Origin of the sequence: Streptomyces sp. NPDC006314 (genome assembly GCF_040613075.1) — a bacterium.
Lineage (GTDB): Bacteria > Actinomycetota > Actinomycetes > Streptomycetales > Streptomycetaceae > Streptomyces.
The window spans coordinates 163,784-178,532 of record NZ_JBEXRL010000004.1; the positions used below are offsets into that span (position 1 = coordinate 163,784).

General features: G+C 73.4%; 13 protein-coding genes and 2 pseudogenes. 8 read left to right on the top strand and 7 right to left on the bottom strand.

Going from position 1 to position 14,749, the window contains the following annotated elements:
* The first annotated feature begins 118 nt into the window (after positions 1 to 118).
* Together ABZ079_RS08840 and ABZ079_RS08845 are read left to right on the top strand one after the other, a co-directional pair.
* A complete protein-coding gene (locus ABZ079_RS08840) occupies positions 119 to 1,177 on the top strand; it encodes a LacI family DNA-binding transcriptional regulator (RefSeq protein ID WP_356938717.1) in 1,059 nt (352 codons plus the stop codon).
* A 53-nt stretch (positions 1,178 to 1,230) separates the two neighbouring features.
* Positions 1,231 to 1,443 carry a hypothetical protein gene (locus tag ABZ079_RS08845; RefSeq protein WP_356938718.1) on the top strand — a complete coding sequence of 71 codons (213 nt, stop codon included), beginning with the start codon at positions 1,231 to 1,233 and terminating at the stop codon, positions 1,441 to 1,443.
* A 134-nt stretch (positions 1,444 to 1,577) separates the two neighbouring features.
* Here ABZ079_RS08845 and ABZ079_RS08850 read toward each other — a convergent pair whose 3' ends face one another.
* The 3 genes and pseudogenes from ABZ079_RS08850 to ABZ079_RS08860 form a co-directional block, all read right to left on the bottom strand.
* On the bottom strand, positions 1,578 to 1,856 hold the full coding sequence (locus ABZ079_RS08850) for a hypothetical protein (RefSeq protein ID WP_356938719.1): 279 nt from the start codon (positions 1,854 to 1,856) through the stop codon (positions 1,578 to 1,580).
* Entirely contained in the window at positions 1,853 to 2,716 is an 864-nt protein-coding gene (locus ABZ079_RS08855) for an isocitrate lyase/PEP mutase family protein (protein ID WP_356938720.1), read from the bottom strand. The genes ABZ079_RS08850 and ABZ079_RS08855 overlap by 4 nt, the downstream gene beginning before the upstream one ends.
* A 157-nt stretch (positions 2,717 to 2,873) precedes the next feature.
* Positions 2,874 to 3,515: pseudogene (locus ABZ079_RS08860) on the bottom strand (ThuA domain-containing protein).
* A gap of 85 nt (positions 3,516 to 3,600) precedes the next feature.
* Between ABZ079_RS08860 and ABZ079_RS08865 the strand changes: the two are divergent.
* The 3 genes from ABZ079_RS08865 (at position 3,601) to ABZ079_RS08875 (ending at position 5,747) form a co-directional block, all read left to right on the top strand.
* Positions 3,601 to 4,233 carry a VOC family protein gene (locus ABZ079_RS08865; RefSeq protein ID WP_356938721.1) on the top strand — a complete coding sequence of 211 codons (633 nt, stop codon included), beginning with the start codon at positions 3,601 to 3,603 and terminating at the stop codon, positions 4,231 to 4,233.
* Between the two features lie 239 nt (positions 4,234 to 4,472).
* Positions 4,473 to 5,318 (top strand): DUF817 domain-containing protein, encoded by an 846-nt coding sequence (locus ABZ079_RS08870; protein ID WP_356938722.1) that lies wholly within the window; start codon positions 4,473 to 4,475, stop codon positions 5,316 to 5,318.
* 24 nt (positions 5,319 to 5,342) lie between these two features.
* Complete coding sequence (locus ABZ079_RS08875) at positions 5,343 to 5,747, top strand: VOC family protein (RefSeq protein ID WP_356938723.1); 405 nt, start codon at positions 5,343 to 5,345, stop codon at positions 5,745 to 5,747.
* Here the strand turns inward: ABZ079_RS08875 and ABZ079_RS08880 are convergent.
* The 3 genes and pseudogenes from ABZ079_RS08880 to ABZ079_RS08890 all read right to left on the bottom strand — a co-directional run bounded on the left by ABZ079_RS08880 (position 5,727) and on the right by ABZ079_RS08890 (position 8,740).
* Complete coding sequence (locus tag ABZ079_RS08880; RefSeq protein ID WP_356938993.1) at positions 5,727 to 6,416, bottom strand: helix-turn-helix domain-containing protein; 690 nt, start codon at positions 6,414 to 6,416, stop codon at positions 5,727 to 5,729. The genes ABZ079_RS08875 and ABZ079_RS08880 overlap by 21 nt on opposite strands.
* 414 nt (positions 6,417 to 6,830) lie before the next feature.
* Positions 6,831 to 7,409, bottom strand: a pseudogene (locus ABZ079_RS08885) (VC0807 family protein); the annotation flags it as partial.
* A gap of 380 nt (positions 7,410 to 7,789) precedes the next feature.
* Positions 7,790 to 8,740 (bottom strand): AraC family transcriptional regulator, encoded by a 951-nt coding sequence (locus tag ABZ079_RS08890; RefSeq protein ID WP_356938724.1) that lies wholly within the window; start codon positions 8,738 to 8,740, stop codon positions 7,790 to 7,792.
* 81 nt (positions 8,741 to 8,821) lie between these two features.
* Here ABZ079_RS08890 and ABZ079_RS08895 point away from each other — a divergent pair, with 81 nt between their 5' ends.
* On the top strand, positions 8,822 to 9,676 hold the full coding sequence (locus ABZ079_RS08895) for an NmrA family transcriptional regulator (protein ID WP_356938725.1): 855 nt from the start codon (positions 8,822 to 8,824) through the stop codon (positions 9,674 to 9,676).
* A gap of 202 nt (positions 9,677 to 9,878) precedes the next feature.
* Here the strand turns inward: ABZ079_RS08895 and ABZ079_RS08900 are convergent, their stop codons facing one another.
* The gene (locus tag ABZ079_RS08900; protein ID WP_356938726.1) at positions 9,879 to 11,051 is read right to left on the bottom strand and encodes a YihY/virulence factor BrkB family protein; all 1,173 of its coding nucleotides are present in this window, start codon (positions 11,049 to 11,051) and stop codon (positions 9,879 to 9,881) included.
* 131 nt (positions 11,052 to 11,182) lie between these two features.
* Here ABZ079_RS08900 and ABZ079_RS08905 point away from each other — a divergent pair, with 131 nt between their 5' ends.
* Positions 11,183 to 12,820, top strand: coding sequence for an acyl-CoA dehydrogenase family protein (locus tag ABZ079_RS08905; RefSeq protein WP_356938727.1), 1,638 nt, complete (start codon positions 11,183 to 11,185; stop codon positions 12,818 to 12,820).
* 527 nt (positions 12,821 to 13,347) lie between these two features.
* Positions 13,348 to 14,637 (top strand): GAF domain-containing protein, encoded by a 1,290-nt coding sequence (locus ABZ079_RS08910; RefSeq protein ID WP_356938728.1) that lies wholly within the window; start codon positions 13,348 to 13,350, stop codon positions 14,635 to 14,637.
* Positions 14,638 to 14,749 lie beyond the last annotated feature (112 nt).

The following is a 14,749-nucleotide window of genomic DNA, read 5'->3' on the forward strand; positions in this document are numbered from 1 at the left end:
CGGGTTGACGCGCGTCTATCGCAGGAAGCGCTTTCTGCACGCTTGGCCGGCACGGAAGCAGCGTGGTCGCAACTTTCGACGGCCCATGGGACGGGCCGGGCCGGAGAGGTGGTTCCGTATGGTCCGTGCGGGGAGTGCGCGCGTGGCGGCCGGGCCGACCCTGGCAGTGGTGGCCCGGGAGGCGGGGGTGTCGGTGCCCACCGCGTCGAAGGTGGTCAACGGCCGTGAGGACGTGGCGCCGGAGACCCGCCGCCGCGTCACCGAGGCGCTGGACCGGCTCGGTTACGTTCGCCGTCCCCGTTTCGAGGCGGCGAAGACGCCGGGCCTGGTCGACCTGGTGGTGCCCTCGCTGGAGAGCTCCCGGTCGGGTGCGGTGCTGCGGGGGGTGGAGGCGGCGGCGTACGAGGCGGGCCTCGAGGTGGTGGTCTCGGCCGGGCCGACCCGCACCCGGGGTGGCCGGCCGGAGTGCGACCGGCTGGACAAGCTCACCGCACGCGGCTCCTCGGGGGTGCTGGTCAATCTGGCGGAGCTGTCGGCGTCGCAGTACGCCTGGCTGGACCACCACCCCATTCCGTACGTGCTCATCGACCCCGCGCACGAGCCGCCCGCCGGGGTGGTGTCGGTCGGGGCGGCCAACCGGCAGGGCGGGGTGAGCGCGACCGAACATCTGCTGGGGCTCGGCCATGAGCGGATCGCGGTGATCGCCGGTCACCGGCGCACGATGTGCAGCGGCGCCCGGGTGGCCGGCTACCGCTCCGCGCTCGCCTCGGCCGGGGTGCGGCACCGCGCCGAGTATGTGCGGCAAGCGGGCTGCGACGAGACGACCGCCCGGCTGCGCATGCGCGAACTGCTGGACCTGCCCGAGCCGCCGACCGCTGTGTTCGTGTGCTCGGACCGGATGGCGCTCGGGGTGTACGCGGCGCTGGCGGAACGGGAGTTGAGGGTACCGGACGACATGAGCGTGGTCGGCTTCGACGATCTGCCCGAGGCCCGCTGGGGCGCCCCGGCGCTGACCACCGTCCGCCAGCCGCTCGCGGAGATGGCGGCAACGGCACTGCGGTTGCTGGTGCGGAGGATGCACGGGGAGCGCCCGGAGGGCACACGCACGGAGCTGTCGACCCGGCTGGTGCACAGGGCGAGTACGGCCGTACCGCCCGCGCTCCGGCCAACCGCGTGACGGCACCCGCCCATTAGGGCGTATGCCGGTGACCCGGCCCCCTCCAAGATCGTTTGCCGGGCACGAACCACCCCACGCGTACCGCAGCGGCCCTCGCCGGGGCCGCAGTCGCCTCGGTCATCGCCTACGGCACGGCGCACGCCGCCTGCCACACCCTGGCCCCCGGACAGCACCGCGCCACCGTGGCCGCGCCCGTCGACGAGCACGACCCGAAGGAGGACGTCGAGGTCGACGAGAACGGCCGCCCCGACCTCGGCGAGGACTGAGCACACCGGCGGCCGGGCACCTCCCGCACGGGGTGCCCGGCCGTCGTCGTATGCGGTGGTCTTCCGGTCGTGCGGTCGCCTCTCGGTCGTGCGGTCGTCTCCAGATCCCCGACGCGCGCACGGGGTGATCCGGGTCAGTCCTCCCCGCGGTGGCCGTCGGCTCCGACGAGGGCCTCGACCACGTCCACGGCGCTGCCGTCGTGGTCGCTGCCGGCGGTGCCGCTGCCAGTCTGCACATTGGCCGCGCGGTCGACCTCGAGGATCGAGTCCGTCTCCGAGTTGTCGGTGCCGGTCCGCGAGTTGTCGATCACGGTGACGAGACCCCCGGACGCGACCGCGGGTACGGCACCGGCGCCGAGGAGTGCGGCGGCGACCGCCGTCGCCATCCCGAACCGGGGCAGGGCGCCCGTCACACGCCCACGCCCTCGGGGGCGAGCCGTTCGCGGGCGATGTTGCGCTCCAGCAGGGTGGTGGACGCCTTCACGCCGACTCCGCTCGCGGGGTCCACCTCCGGCAGCCGGCCGTCGGCGGCCTTCAGACCGGCGAGCGCGGAGTCCATCGCCTCGTGCGCGGCGAACAGGCACGGGGTGCTGTAGATCGCCACGTCCACGCCGAGGTCGGACAGTTCACCGAGGGACAGGCGGGGCGACTTGCCGCCGGCGATCTGGTTGAACAGCAGCGGTTTGTCGCCGACGACCTCGCGGATGCGCTTGATGCACTCGACGCTGCGCACTCCGTCGACGAGGACCACGTCGGCGTCGGTCGCGGCCAGCTGCTCGGCGCGGCGCAGGATGTCGTGCTCGTCGGTGGCGTCCGTACGGGCGACGACGACCAGATCCCTGCGGGTCTGCAGGACCTTGTGCAGTTTCTCCAGGTACTCCTCGAGGGGCAGGACCTGCTTGCCGTCGGCGTGTCCGCAGCGGCGGGGCCGCTTCTGGTCTTCCAGGATCACGCCGGAGGCGCCGATGCGTTCGAGTCCCTCGACGACGTGACAGGCGACCTCGGGGTCGACGTAGCCGTCGTCGATGTCGACCAGCAGGTGATGGTGCGGGAACGCGCCGCGCAACCGCTGGACGAAGGCCACCATGTCGGGCCAGGCGATGAATCCGATGTCCGGCAGCCCGTAGTACGAGGCCGCGAACCCGAAGCCCGAGACGAACATCCCGTCGTAGTGCTTGGCCGCGATCGACGCCGAGTACATGTCGTACACGCCGATCAGCGGTGTGGTCCCGGGCCCGGCGATGCGCTCGCGCAGCTTCTTACCGTAAGTCAAGGTCCGGCTCCTCCTGTGGGTGGGTGACGCGGGGCGGGGTCGGCCGCGCGTCTCGACGCCCTTTGCCAAGACAAGAGCATCTCTAGATATGCCCATGACCTTCCACGTAGACGAGCTTTACTCACCCCGATGGCGGAACCGGTTCACCGCAGAAACGTCACTCGGCGAGCCGTCCCGTCCGAGTGGGGGCGCCGTCGAGGTGGGCCGGTAAGTCCGGGTCGCTATAGGCGCCGACGGCGTGTCCGAGGGCCGTGGAGAACCTGCGTCCGCCTCCGGAGCCCTGCCCGCGGCACCAGGCCGGCGGATGGCCGGCGCCCATCGCGGCGTTTTCGTACGACGCCTCGTCGGCGCACAGCGGCACCCGGGCCGGCGTCGAAGTCGTACCACTCGTCGGTGGCGTCCCAGGCGGCCGGCAGAGGGCGGGCCGTGGGATGGCCGGGATCCTCGACGGGGCCTCGGCCCGGCCGGTACGGGGCATGCCGTACGAAGGGGCGCGGAGGAGTTCGCCGTAGCACGGCCATCCGTACTCGGTGCAGGCGGCCGCGCGCACCCCGGCGAAGCCGCCGCCCGCGCCGACGTACTCGACGAGCCGCCAGCGACCGGCCGGGGTCAGCACGTCTCCGCTGGTGGAGCGGACGACCACGGCCGCGTAACCGTCCAGCGGCCGCTCCAGGCCGGCCGGGTCCTCGGTGTACTCGACGTCGACCCGGCCGAGCGCGCGGAGGGCGGCGCCTGCGCCGGGGAGGAAGTCGTGGCGGTCGTCGGTGGTGCGGGTGCGGACGAGGAGTCGCGCGGCCATGCGGCGGCCCTGTCGGGCGGGCGCCGCACCCCGAACGCGCCGAACCGGTTTGCCGTGCAGGGCGGATGACCGTAGCCTCCCCGCGATGAACGCCATCCCCCCGCTCCTGGACCACCTCGTCCTCGCCACGCCCGACCTGGCCGCGTCCGTCGCGGAGTTCGCACGGCGGACCGGGGTGACGCCCGTCCCCGGCGGAGTGCACCTCGGGCGCGGCACGCGCAACCATCTGGTGGGGCTGGGCGGCAGGAGCTATCTGGAGATCCTCGGCCCCGACCCGGAGCAGCCCGAGCCCGCCGGGCCGCGGCCGTTCGGTGTCGACCGGCTGACCGGCCCGCGCACGCTGACCTGGGCGATCAGCCCGCCCGACCTGGACGCGGCGATCGCTGCGGCCCGCGCGCGGGGTTACGATCCGGGTCCCGCGCAGCCGATGAGCCGCCGCACCCCGGACGGCACCGTGCTGCGGTGGCGGCTGACCGACGGCGACAGCGCGCACCCCTGCGGCCTTGTGCCGTTCCTCATCGACTGGGGCGAGTCCCCACACCCGGCCGCCTCGGGCCTGCCCGTCACCCCACTGCTGGAGGTGACCGGCACGCTGCCCGACCCGGAGGAGGTGCGCGGTCCGCTGGCGGCCCTGGGTGCCGGGCTGTCGCTCGCGGCGGGGCCGGCCGCGCTCTCCTTCACCGTGGACACACCGAACGGGCCGGTCACCTTCGCGTGAGCCAGGGACGGGCCGGTTCCGGCACGGTGGCCTGCGTCTGAACAGATCGACGGGCGAGGGAAACCCTTCCGCCACGCCCCCTCCCCCACCGCCTCCGGGCCGCGCCCGCCGGCGCCCTTCTTCGGACCGCAGCCACGAAAGGGGTGCGGCAGCCGGGAAGACGATGGAGCGCTCGGTATTTGAACACGTTCAACCACACCTCTAGGATCGGGCCGTCGCCGGCGCGCGAAGGAGGGGGCATGCGTCGCATGAGGAGAGGTCTCTGCCACGGCATGGGGCAGTTGGTGCGGTTCGGGGTGATCCAGGCCCGGTGCTGCGCCTTCGCCGGGGCGCTGCTCGCGGGCATCGCCGCCTCCCGGCTCCTGCCCCACCTGCCGGTGGCGCGATACGACCTGGTGCTGGCCTACGGCGTGCTGCTCACTCTCGTCGCCCGCAGGGCGGGCTGGGAGACCCGGCGGGACACCGCCGTGATCGCCGTGTGCCATGTGCTGGGGCTGCTGTTCGAACTGGTCAAGGTGCGCATGGGCTCGTGGAGTTACCCGGAGGACGCGCTCACCAAGATCGCCGGGGTGCCGCTGTACGGGGGCTTCATGTACGCGGCGGTCGCCAGTTACGTCTGCCGGGCCAGACGGCTGATGCGGCTGCGCTACACCCGGTACCGCGCCGCCGCCACGACACTGGTGGCCGCCGCCGTCTACGTCAACTTCTTCACCCACCACTGGGCGCCCGACCTGCGCTGGCCGCTCGCACTGGCCATGGCCGCCGCGACCGCCGGCACCTGGGTCGGCTTCAGCGTCGGCGCCCACCGCTACCGCATGCCGCTGGCCGTCTCCTTCGTGCTGATCGGGTTCTTCCTGTGGGTCGCCGAGAACGCCGCCACCTACGCCGGCGCCTGGAGCTACCCGCAGCAGCTCGCCGGCTGGCAGCCGGTGCCTCTGACCAAGTTCGGCGCCTGGTCGCTTCTGATCAGCGTGACGTTCGTGCTCGTCGAACACCTCGCCTCCACCGGACCGGGCCGCGGCGCCGGCCGCCCGGATCGGGGCCGCCGCGCGTCTGCGATGTCCGATTCCTTCAAGACCGGCTGACCCGCGTCTGCCTACGGTGGCCGTATGACCGCACGATTCACCGTGATCGGCGTGGTGGCCTCGGACCTCGCCGCCTCGCTCGCCTTCTACCGTCGCCTCGGCCTGGTCTTCCCCGCCGGGGCCGAGGAACAGCCGCACGTCGAGGCCGAGTTGCCCGGCGGGCTGATCCTCGCGCTGGACACCGAGGAGACCATCCGCTCCTTCCACCCCGGATGGCGGACACCCGCCGGCACAGGCCGGGTCTCGCTCGCCTTCCGATGCGACTCCCCTGCCGACGTCGACGCCCTGTACGAGGACCTGGTGGGCGCCGGGCACCACGGGGAGCTGAAGCCGTGGGACGCCTTCTGGGGGCAGCGGTACGCCACCGTGCACGACCCCGACGGCAACGGCGTCGACCTGTTCGCCCCGCTACCCACCCCCGCCGAGTAGCTCCCCGAGCGGCCTGCCCGTCAACCCCCTCACCTCACGCGCGAGATGCGGCTGGTCCGCATACCCGGCACGGATCGCCGTCTCGGCGTACGGCACCCCGGAGCGGGCCAGCGCCAGCGCCCGTCGCAGACGCAGGATACGGGCGAGGGTCTTGGGCCCGTACCCGAACGCGTCAAGGCAGCGGCGGTGCAACTGGCGCGCGCCGATGCCGAGTTCGGTGGCCGTCGCGGACACCGGGCGACCCTCGTCCAGGCACTCCACGAGCCGATGCAGCAGCGGGTCGGGGGCCGCCGCCCATACGGCCCGGTCCAGGGTGATGTCCTCCAGGGCCGTGGCCGCATCGGGTGCCGCTTCCACCCGGTCACGCAGGCGCCGGACCCGTGCGGCGGGCCACAGGTCGGCCAACTCCACCCGGCCATCGCGCAGTTCGTGCGCCGGTACGCCGAGCAGAGCGGGCGCCGTGCCGGGGGAGAAACGGATACCTGCCCAGGAACGGGCCGGGCCGTCGGGGACGTAGGGGCGGGTGTCCGGGCCGGCGACCAGCAGCCGGCCCTCGCTCCACATCAGGTCCATGCAGCCGTCGGGCAGCACGGGCCGGGCACCGGCCCCGGTCGGGGTGTTCGTCCACACGACCGCCCCGGTCAGCCGTGACACCCGCTCCGTGTACACGGCTGCCAGCCTACGTCGCCGCCGGTGCCGGTGCGCCCTCGCCGGCCGGATCGGGCGCCGGGCCGGGAACCGCTCCAGGTGGGGTACGTGCAGGTCAGGCGCGCCACCGACTCTGCTCGGGGGGTTTTCCGGCGGCAGGAGGTCCATGGACCGGTGCCGGTTCACCCGGGAAAGGGCGTCCAGGTCTGCGTACTCGTCGCGGGTGAGGACCAGCGGGGGGCCGAGCGGGTCCGGACGAGAGGCAGTCGTCCGGTCGCGGTATCTCGTCGGCGAGTGCCACGCACAGCCACGCACGGCGGAAGACGCGCTCCAGCTCGTCCATCTCGTGGGAGGTGTGGGCCCGGGGCAGCAGGGCTTGCCCCGCGGCGGGGGACGGTGCCGCGGTCCGGGCGATCTCCGCCACTGGACGCGGGCGAGCAGGGGCACCGTGTCGGTGGGCAGTGTGGCGGCGGCGAGCGTGCCCAGACCCCCGTCGCCCAGTTGCTCGGCGCCCCAGAGCAGGGTGAGGAGACGCAGTGCCCGACGATACTCGGCGCGGTCCTGCCAGATCCTGGCTCGCGCCCGCGCCGCCTGTCCGCGGTGCAGTCGCTGTCCCAGCTGGAAGGCCAGCGGTCTGCGGGTGAAACCGGTGCCGAGCACCCAGCCTCCGACCACGAGGGACAGCGCCGCGTCCTTGAACAGCAGCAGGCGGGGGCCGCCGCCGAGCTGGGACACCAGGGCGGCGGCGGCCAGCAGGACCGTGAAGAACAGGTCCACGCCGTCGATCCTGCGGTGCCGCACCGCACCGGACAGCAGACGCAGGGCCAGTGGCGCACTGCTCAGCAGCAGTGCCGGGCCCGGGCCGGTGCCGAGTGCTCGGGCCGCGTAGTAGACGACGAGGGGCAGGACGAGGTCGACGGCGAGCGGGAGCAGCGGGCCGTTCGCCGGGCCGCCCGGTCCATCGGCCCACCCAGGCCGCCCTTCGTCACCCGCTGCGTCCGTCGTGTCAGCCATGTCCTTCGCCTCCTCGCTCGGTGCCCGAGCCGAACCGGGCGGCGCGTCGCACGGCCGCGCCCGGCTGTCGTACCGCGGCCGGACGACGCCGGCCTGCGGAAAACGCTAGGCGGGGGGCGGGGACCGGCGGATCGGAGCACGGGTGGAGAAGCGGGTGTAAAGCGGGTGGAAAGCGGGTGGAATCGCCACGCCGCGTTCCGCACCGGTGCGCCGCACCCGGGGGTGGAGCCGGCCGCGGGAAGGCCCACTGCCGGGATCGCAGCGAGGTGAAGTGCGGCCGGCCCGGTCCGCGAGCCGTGGCAGGGAGATCCGTCATGGTCCGCAGAAGGTCAGTCCCGCCGACCGCAGGCACCCCGAGGCCGGCACGTCACTCGATTCCGTCAGGTCCGGCGCCCGCCGCTCCCCGCCCGGTGTTCCTGGGGGCTCACGCCGTACTCGCGTTTGAAGGCCGTGGAGAGAGCGAACGCGCTGCCGTAGCCGACCTGACGGGCGAGGGCGTCGAGGGTGAGGTCGGTGTCGCGCAGGCGGTCGGCGGCGAGGGCGAGCCGCCAGCCGGTCAGGTAGGTCATCGGGGGCTCGCCCACGAGGTCGGTGAAGCGGCGGGCGAGGGCCGCGCGGGACACACCGGCCTTGGCGGCGAGCGCGGCGACCGTCCACGGGTGCGCCGGGTCGTCCTGCAGCAGGCGCAGCGCGCGGCCCACGACCGGGTCGGCCAGGGCCCGGTACCAGGCGGGCGCCGCCGCCTCCGGGCGGGAGAACCACGCCCGCAGGGCACTGATCAGCAGAAGGTCCAGGAGGCGGTCCAGGACCACCTCCTGGCCCGGCTCGTCACGGACGATCTCCTGCGTCAGCAGCGGGGTGAGCGGGCAGGGCCACACCTCGGCGGGGAGGGTCAGCAGGGACGGCAGGGCGTCGAGCAGGCGGCCGCTGATCTCGCCGCGCATCAGGTAGGTGCCGATCAGCATCACCGTGCCCGCGTCGGGACGGTCGCCCCAGGTGCGCACGCCGAGGTCCATGGAGCCGTTCAGGGAGCTGCCGTCGGGGTAGCGGCACTCGCCGCCGGGCAGGATCAGCGCCTGCGGGGCGGTGTCCGGGGTGTCAGCGCAGGTGTACGGCTCGGGGCCGCGCGCGATCGCCAGGTCGCCCGGTCCCAGGCGTACCGGCCTGCCGCCGGCGTCCGGGGTGATCCAGCAGCTGCCGCGAGCCATGAGCATCACCGTCAGCGGCGCCTCGTCCTGCACACGCACGGCCCACGGCGGGTCGAAACACGCCCGGATCATGAAGGCGCCATGCGCGCGTGGGCCGTCCAGCAGGCCTGCGAGTGCGTCCATGGGGGCAGCGTAGACGCACGCTTATGGGGGGGAGTCGCTCGGCGATGTCCCCCCGCGCCACCGGGCGGTTGACTGGCCGACATGACGCAGAACGCACAGAACACGCAGGGCACAGAGGTGTCGACGGTGGTGGTGACCGGCGCGTCCGGTCCTACGGGGAGCCGGGTCGCGGCGGCCGCGCGGGCGGCCGGACTGACGGTACGGGAGGCCACGCGCGCGCGTGGCTTCGACTGGCGGGACAGGTCGACGTGGGAAGGGGTGCTGCGCGGCGCCGACGCGGCCTACCTGGTGTACCCCTCGGACGTGGGTGCGCCCGAAGCGGCCGAGGCGATCGGGCTCCTCGCCCGCGAGGCGGTGGCCATCGGGGTACGGCGGCTGGTGCTGCTGTCGGCCCGGGGTGAGGGGCAGGCCCGGCCGACGGAGGAGGCGCTCGCGGAGTCGGGTGCGGACTGGACGGTCGTACGGGCCGCGTGGTTCGCGCAGAACCTCAGTGAGGGCCCGCTGGTCGAGGAGGTGCGGGCCAGCGGGGAACTGGTCTTTCCGGGCGGCGCGGTGCGGGAGCCGTTCGTCGACCTCCGGGACGTCGCGGACGTGGTCACGGCCGTGCTCACCGCGGGCGAGCGGTACGCGGGGCGGACGCTGGAGGTGTCCGGGCCACGGCTGCTGAGTTTCGGCGAGGCGATCGCGGAGATCGCTGCGGCGGCGGGGCGGGAGCTGTCGTACCGGGCGGTGGCGCCCCGGGACTACGGTGAGCGGCTGGCCGGGTTCGGGGTGCCGCCGGAGGAGGTGGAGTACCTGGTCGAGCTGTTCGCGTCCTTGCTCGACGGGCGGAACGCCCACCTCTCGGACGGCGTGCGGCAGGTGCTCGGCCGTGCGCCGCGGGACTTCGGTGACTTCGCCCGGGAGGCCGCGGCGGCCGGGGCGTGGAAGGGCTGACGGAACGCCCGCGGCGGCCGGGCCCCGCCCCACCGCCCGCCCCGGTCAGGCCAACCGCCATCCGGTCATGCTCCCGGCATCCGACACGCGTCCCGGCGCCCCGCCACGCGCCCCGCCACCCGATCACGTGCCCCGGGGGCCGATCACGCCTCCCACCGCCCGGCCGCGTGCCCCGGCGCCCCACCACTCTCCGGCCGCCCGGTCACTTCTCCGGGTCTGCCGTGTCGTCCGTGCCGGTGCCGGTGTCGTGGGACCGGTGGGAGTGGTGCACGTTCTTCGCGTGGGTGCGCAGGCGGGCCGTCACATCCTCCGGGGGCAGGAAGCGGGACCAGCGCTCGGGGAACTCGGAGGGCATGTCGGGGTCGTCGGGATCGGCCTCGCGGGCGGCCGCGGCACGGGCGACGTACTCGGCGACCTGCGCCTCGCGCATCCGCTCGTTCGCCTCACGGGCGGCGGCCGTGGCGGCGGCGGGCCACACCCGGTCGATCGCCGCGTTCACCGCCGCGCCGACGAGCACGGCGAAGGCGGACACGCCGATCCACAGCAGGACGGCGACGGCGGCCGCCAGGGAGCCGTAGATGGTGGCGCCCTCGATGGTGCTGGTGAGGTAGATGCGCAGCAGGAAGCTGCCGAGGACCCACATGGCGAGGGCCACCAGGGCGCCGGGGACGTCCTCGATCCACGGGGAGCGGACCGGCACCGACACGTGGTACAGGGTCGTCAGGAAGGCGATGGACAGGACGATCACGACCGGCCAGTACAGGACTTGGACGACCGTCTCCGACCAGGGCACGATCCGCACCACCGCGTCCGGCCCCGCCACCATCAGCGGCAGGGCGACCGAGCCGATCAGCAGCGCCACGATGAACAGCAGGAAGGCCATGATGCGGGTCTTGACGATGCCCCGGACGCCGTCGAGGCCGTACATGACGGTGATGGTGTCGATGAAGACGTTCACCGCGCGCGAGCCCGACCACAGCGCGAACAGGAAGCCTATGGAGATGACGTCGGGCCGGCCGCCCTTCATCACGTCGTGCAGAATCGGCTGGGCGATCTCTTTCACGCCCTTGTCGGACAGCACCGTGCGGGAGGCCTCGAGGAGGTTGCTCTCCAGGCTGTGGATGGTGTCGGCGCCGGTCCAGTCGTCGACGTAGCCGAGCAGGCCGATGAGGCTCAGCAGCAGTGGCGGCACGGACAGCAGCGTGAAGAACGCCGCCTCGGCCGCCAGGCCCAGGATGCGGTACTCCATGCACGAGTTGACGGTGTCCTTGAGCAACAGCCAGGCGGTCCTGCGCTTGGAGACGTTCCGGTACAGGGCTCTGGCCCGGTGGAGCCGGCCGGCGGGCCGCTCGGGGATTTCACTTGCTGGCTGCACGTCCTAACGGTATCCGTCGTACCGGGCCGCCCTCACCTTCCGGGGTCGGACACCGGTTCGACCCCTCAGGATTCCGGGGCTGTGCCACTCTGGAGGCCATCACCGCCGCCGTCCCGGGTAGGTTCGCAATCATGGCAGGCACCTCCACCCACACCGTGACGAACCAGCCGCCGCCGCTGGCCGGACACGACGTCTTCACGGCCGATCGGGGCCTCGTCGAAGCGGTCGAGCGGTACACCGGCCCGGACGTACTGGACGAGGTACGCGCCGAGCTGTCCGCGCTCGGCCGGGCCGCCGCCTCCGCTCAGCTGCAGGAGTGGGCGGTGCAGGCGAACGAGCACCCGCCCCGGCTGCGCACCCACGACCGGTACGGTCACCGGATCGACGAGGTCGACTTCCACCCGGCCTGGCACCGGCTGCTCGGCAAGGGCGTCTCGGCGGGCCTGACCAGCGCCTGGGTCCGGCCGGCCGGACATGTGCGCCGGGCCGCCGGGTTCCTGATCTGGACCCAGGTCGAGGCGGGCAACTGCTGCCCGCTGTCGATGACGCACGCGGCCGTGCCCGCGCTGCGCGCCGACCCCGAACTCGCGGCCGAGTGGGAGCCGCGGCTGACGTCCACGGTCTACGACCGGGACTTGCGGCCGGCCGGGCAGAAGCCCGGGGCGATCTTCGGTATGGGCATGACCGAGAAGCAGGGCGGCAGCGACGTACGCGCGAACACCACCGAGGCGCGGCCGCTCGCCGAGGCGGGCACGTACGTACTGACCGGGCACAAATGGTTCTGCTCGGCGCCGATGTCGGACGCCTTCCTGGTGCTCGCACAGGCTCCGGGCGGGCTCACCTGCTTCCTGGTGCCGCGGGTGCTGGCGGACGGAACCCGCAACGTCTTCCGCATCCAGCGGCTGAAGGACAAGCTGGGCAACCGCTCCAACGCCTCCGCCGAGGTCGAGTTCGACGGCACCTGGGCGCGCCGGGTCGGCGAGGAGGGGCGGGGGGTGCGGACCATCATCGGGATGGTCGCGGCGACCCGGCTGGACTGCGCGCTCGGTTCGGCGGGCCTGATGCGGCAGGCGGTGGCGCAGGCGATCCACCACAGCAGTCACCGCGAGGCGTTCGGCGGCAAGCTGACCGACAAACCGCTGATGCGCAATGTGCTCGCCGATCTCGCGCTGGAGTCCGAGGCGGCGACCGCGCTCGCGCTACGGCTCGCCGCCGCCTGCGACGACGGCAGCGAGCAGGAACGCGCCTTCCTGCGGCTCGCGGTGCCGGCCGCGAAGTACTGGATCACCAAGCGGTGTGCGCCGGTGGCCGTCGAGGCCGCCGAGTGCCTGGGCGGCAACGGGTACGTCGAGGAGTCGGGGCTGCCCCGGCTGGTGCGCGAGTCGCCGCTGAACTCCATCTGGGAGGGCGCCGGAAACGTCCAGGCGCTGGACGTGCTCAGGGCGCTGCAGCGTGAGCCGGGGGCGCTGGACGCCTGCCTCACCGAGATCGGGCGGGCGCATGGCGCCGACCACCGCCTGGACAGGGCGGTGAAGGACCTGTTCACCGAACTCGCCGACTTGGACGGCATCGAGGGGCGGGCGCGGCGGCTGGCCGAGCGGCTGGCCCTGGTGTTGCAGGGCTCGCTGCTGGTGCGGCACGCGCCGCCGGAGGTCGCCGACGCGTTCTGCGCCTCCCGCCTGGGCGGCGACCACGGCGCGTCCTTCGGCACCCTGCCGGCGGGCCTGGACCTGGCGACGGTGGTGGAACGCGCCCGGCCGATTCCCTGAGACGTCCGCGATCCGGCCCTGGACGTCCGCGGTGGCACGAGACGCCCACTGATCCGCCCCTGGACATCCGCGATCCGGCACGAGACGCCCACTGATCCGGACTGAGACGTCCGCGCGGTCCGGCACAGGGTTCGATCCTGCCCGGGGGCGCGGGGAACCGCGCGCCCAGCCACTGCCCGGCCGGCAGACGCCTTCGCCACACCGGGCCGCGCCTCCCTGCCCCGGCGGCCGAACGCGGAGGGGGTGGTGCTGCGCCGACACGGCACCACCCCCGCCTTCTGGGCCCCGTTGGAGGCCGCGGGCGCCGCCCGTGGGCGGCGCCACGGTCAAGTCTCAGCCACCCCGCCGCGGTCCACCAGGGTTGCAGGGGGTTGCAACTTGTTGGCGCACGTGCGCGGAGTGTGTGCCTCCGGCCTGCCCGGAGCGGCAGTATGAGAGGCACAGTCGGACCGGAAACCGCCGCCCGGACGGCTTGACAAATGTGTTCGACGGCCTTTTCCGGGAGGACCCCTGTGGTGAACCCGCCCATGAACGTGGCGCGTCTGGCCGCCGTGGACGCGGCGCAGGCGGCTCGGGTGCTGAGCAAGGTGCGCGAGGCCACACTCGCCGGACAACGTGCACCGATCGAGCCCCGGCCGGTGATCGAGCAGTCCTGGGGACGGATGCTGCGCAGCGGGGTCGACCCCGACCACGACTTCAGATCGGGCCTGCTGTCCTGCGACGAAGTACGGCGCCGGCGCGAGGAGTCACCGCTGCGGCACGTCCTGCCGGTGCTGCGCGAAGGTCTGCTTTCGGTCGCGGACGTCGCCCAGCACATCATGGTCGTCGCGGACGCCGAGGGGCGCGTGCTGTGGCGGGAGGGATCGAGGCCGGTGCTGCGCAAGGCCGACGGTCTCGGTTTCCAACTCGGTGCGGACTGGCGGGAAGACGTCGTCGGCACCAACGGGGTGGGCACCCCGGCGGTCGTACGACGGCCCGTGCAGGTCTTCGCCGGTGAGCACTTCGTGCGCTCGCAGACCTCCTGGACCTGTACCGGCGCCCCGATCACCGACCCCAGGGACGGGAAGCTGATCGGCGTCGTGGACGTCAGCGGCCCGCTGGAGACGATGCATCCGGCGACCCTGGCATGGGTGGACTCGGTGGCCAAGCTGGCCGAGGCGCGGCTGCGGGAGCTGCATCTGGCCTCGCTGGAGCGGCTGCGGGCGGTGGCGGCGCCCGTGCTGGCCCGGCTGGGCGGGCGGGCGCTGGTGGTGGACCGGAACGGCTGGGTGGCGGCGGTGAGCGGGATGCCGTACGTGCGGCGGGTCGGGCTGCCCAAGTCGCTCTCGCCCGGCCGCCGATGGCTGCCCTCGCTCGGCACGTGCGCGGTGGAACCGCTGGCCGGGGGCTGGCTACTGCGGGCCGAGGACGAACCGCTCGCCACCGCCGCGACCCGGATCGTGCTGGACCTCGCCCGGCCGGGCCGCTGTGCGCTGACGGTAGAGACCTCTGCGGGCTCGTGGTCCCGGGAACTCAGCCCGCGGCATGCCGAGTTGCTGTTCCTGCTCACCGAACACCCGTCCGGGCGTGGTGCGGCGGGTCTCGCGGAGGACCTGTTCGACGATCCGTCCAGGACCGTCACCGTACGGGCAGAGATGTCCCGTATCAGGCGGTATCTTGGGGAACTTCTGCAACACCGGCCTTATCGTTTCCGTGAGGACGCGGAGGTCGAGGTGCTGCTTCCCGACGACCCTCGCGACCTGCTGTCCCGGTCGACGGCACCGGCGGTGGCACGCAGACGGACGGCTCCGGAGGGCGATCGACCGCCCCACCCGTGAAGCCGGACCGCGGTTCCATGAGCGTGTCTTTCGCGTATTTGCGGGGTCTTCGCCCTGCGCGGCCCGTTACTGCCGTAGCATCCCCTTCGGGCCTCCCCACCTGCTCCTCGGT

Excerpts from the sequence above, each read along its gene's own strand:
- ABZ079_RS08895 (WP_356938725.1), top strand. The coding sequence starts at position 8,822 with ATGACGCAGAACGCACAGAACACGCAGGGCACAGAGGTGTCGACGGTG.
- ABZ079_RS08890 (WP_356938724.1), bottom strand. The coding sequence starts at position 8,740 with ATGGACGCACTCGCAGGCCTGCTGGACGGCCCACGCGCGCATGGCGCC.
- ABZ079_RS08865 (WP_356938721.1), top strand. The coding sequence starts at position 3,601 with ATGAACGCCATCCCCCCGCTCCTGGACCACCTCGTCCTCGCCACGCCC.
- ABZ079_RS08910 (WP_356938728.1), top strand. The coding sequence starts at position 13,348 with ATGAACGTGGCGCGTCTGGCCGCCGTGGACGCGGCGCAGGCGGCTCGG.
- ABZ079_RS08875 (WP_356938723.1), top strand. The coding sequence starts at position 5,343 with ATGACCGCACGATTCACCGTGATCGGCGTGGTGGCCTCGGACCTCGCC.
- ABZ079_RS08905 (WP_356938727.1), top strand. The coding sequence starts at position 11,183 with ATGGCAGGCACCTCCACCCACACCGTGACGAACCAGCCGCCGCCGCTG.
- ABZ079_RS08840 (WP_356938717.1), top strand. The coding sequence starts at position 119 with ATGGTCCGTGCGGGGAGTGCGCGCGTGGCGGCCGGGCCGACCCTGGCA.
- ABZ079_RS08870 (WP_356938722.1), top strand. The coding sequence starts at position 4,473 with ATGCGTCGCATGAGGAGAGGTCTCTGCCACGGCATGGGGCAGTTGGTG.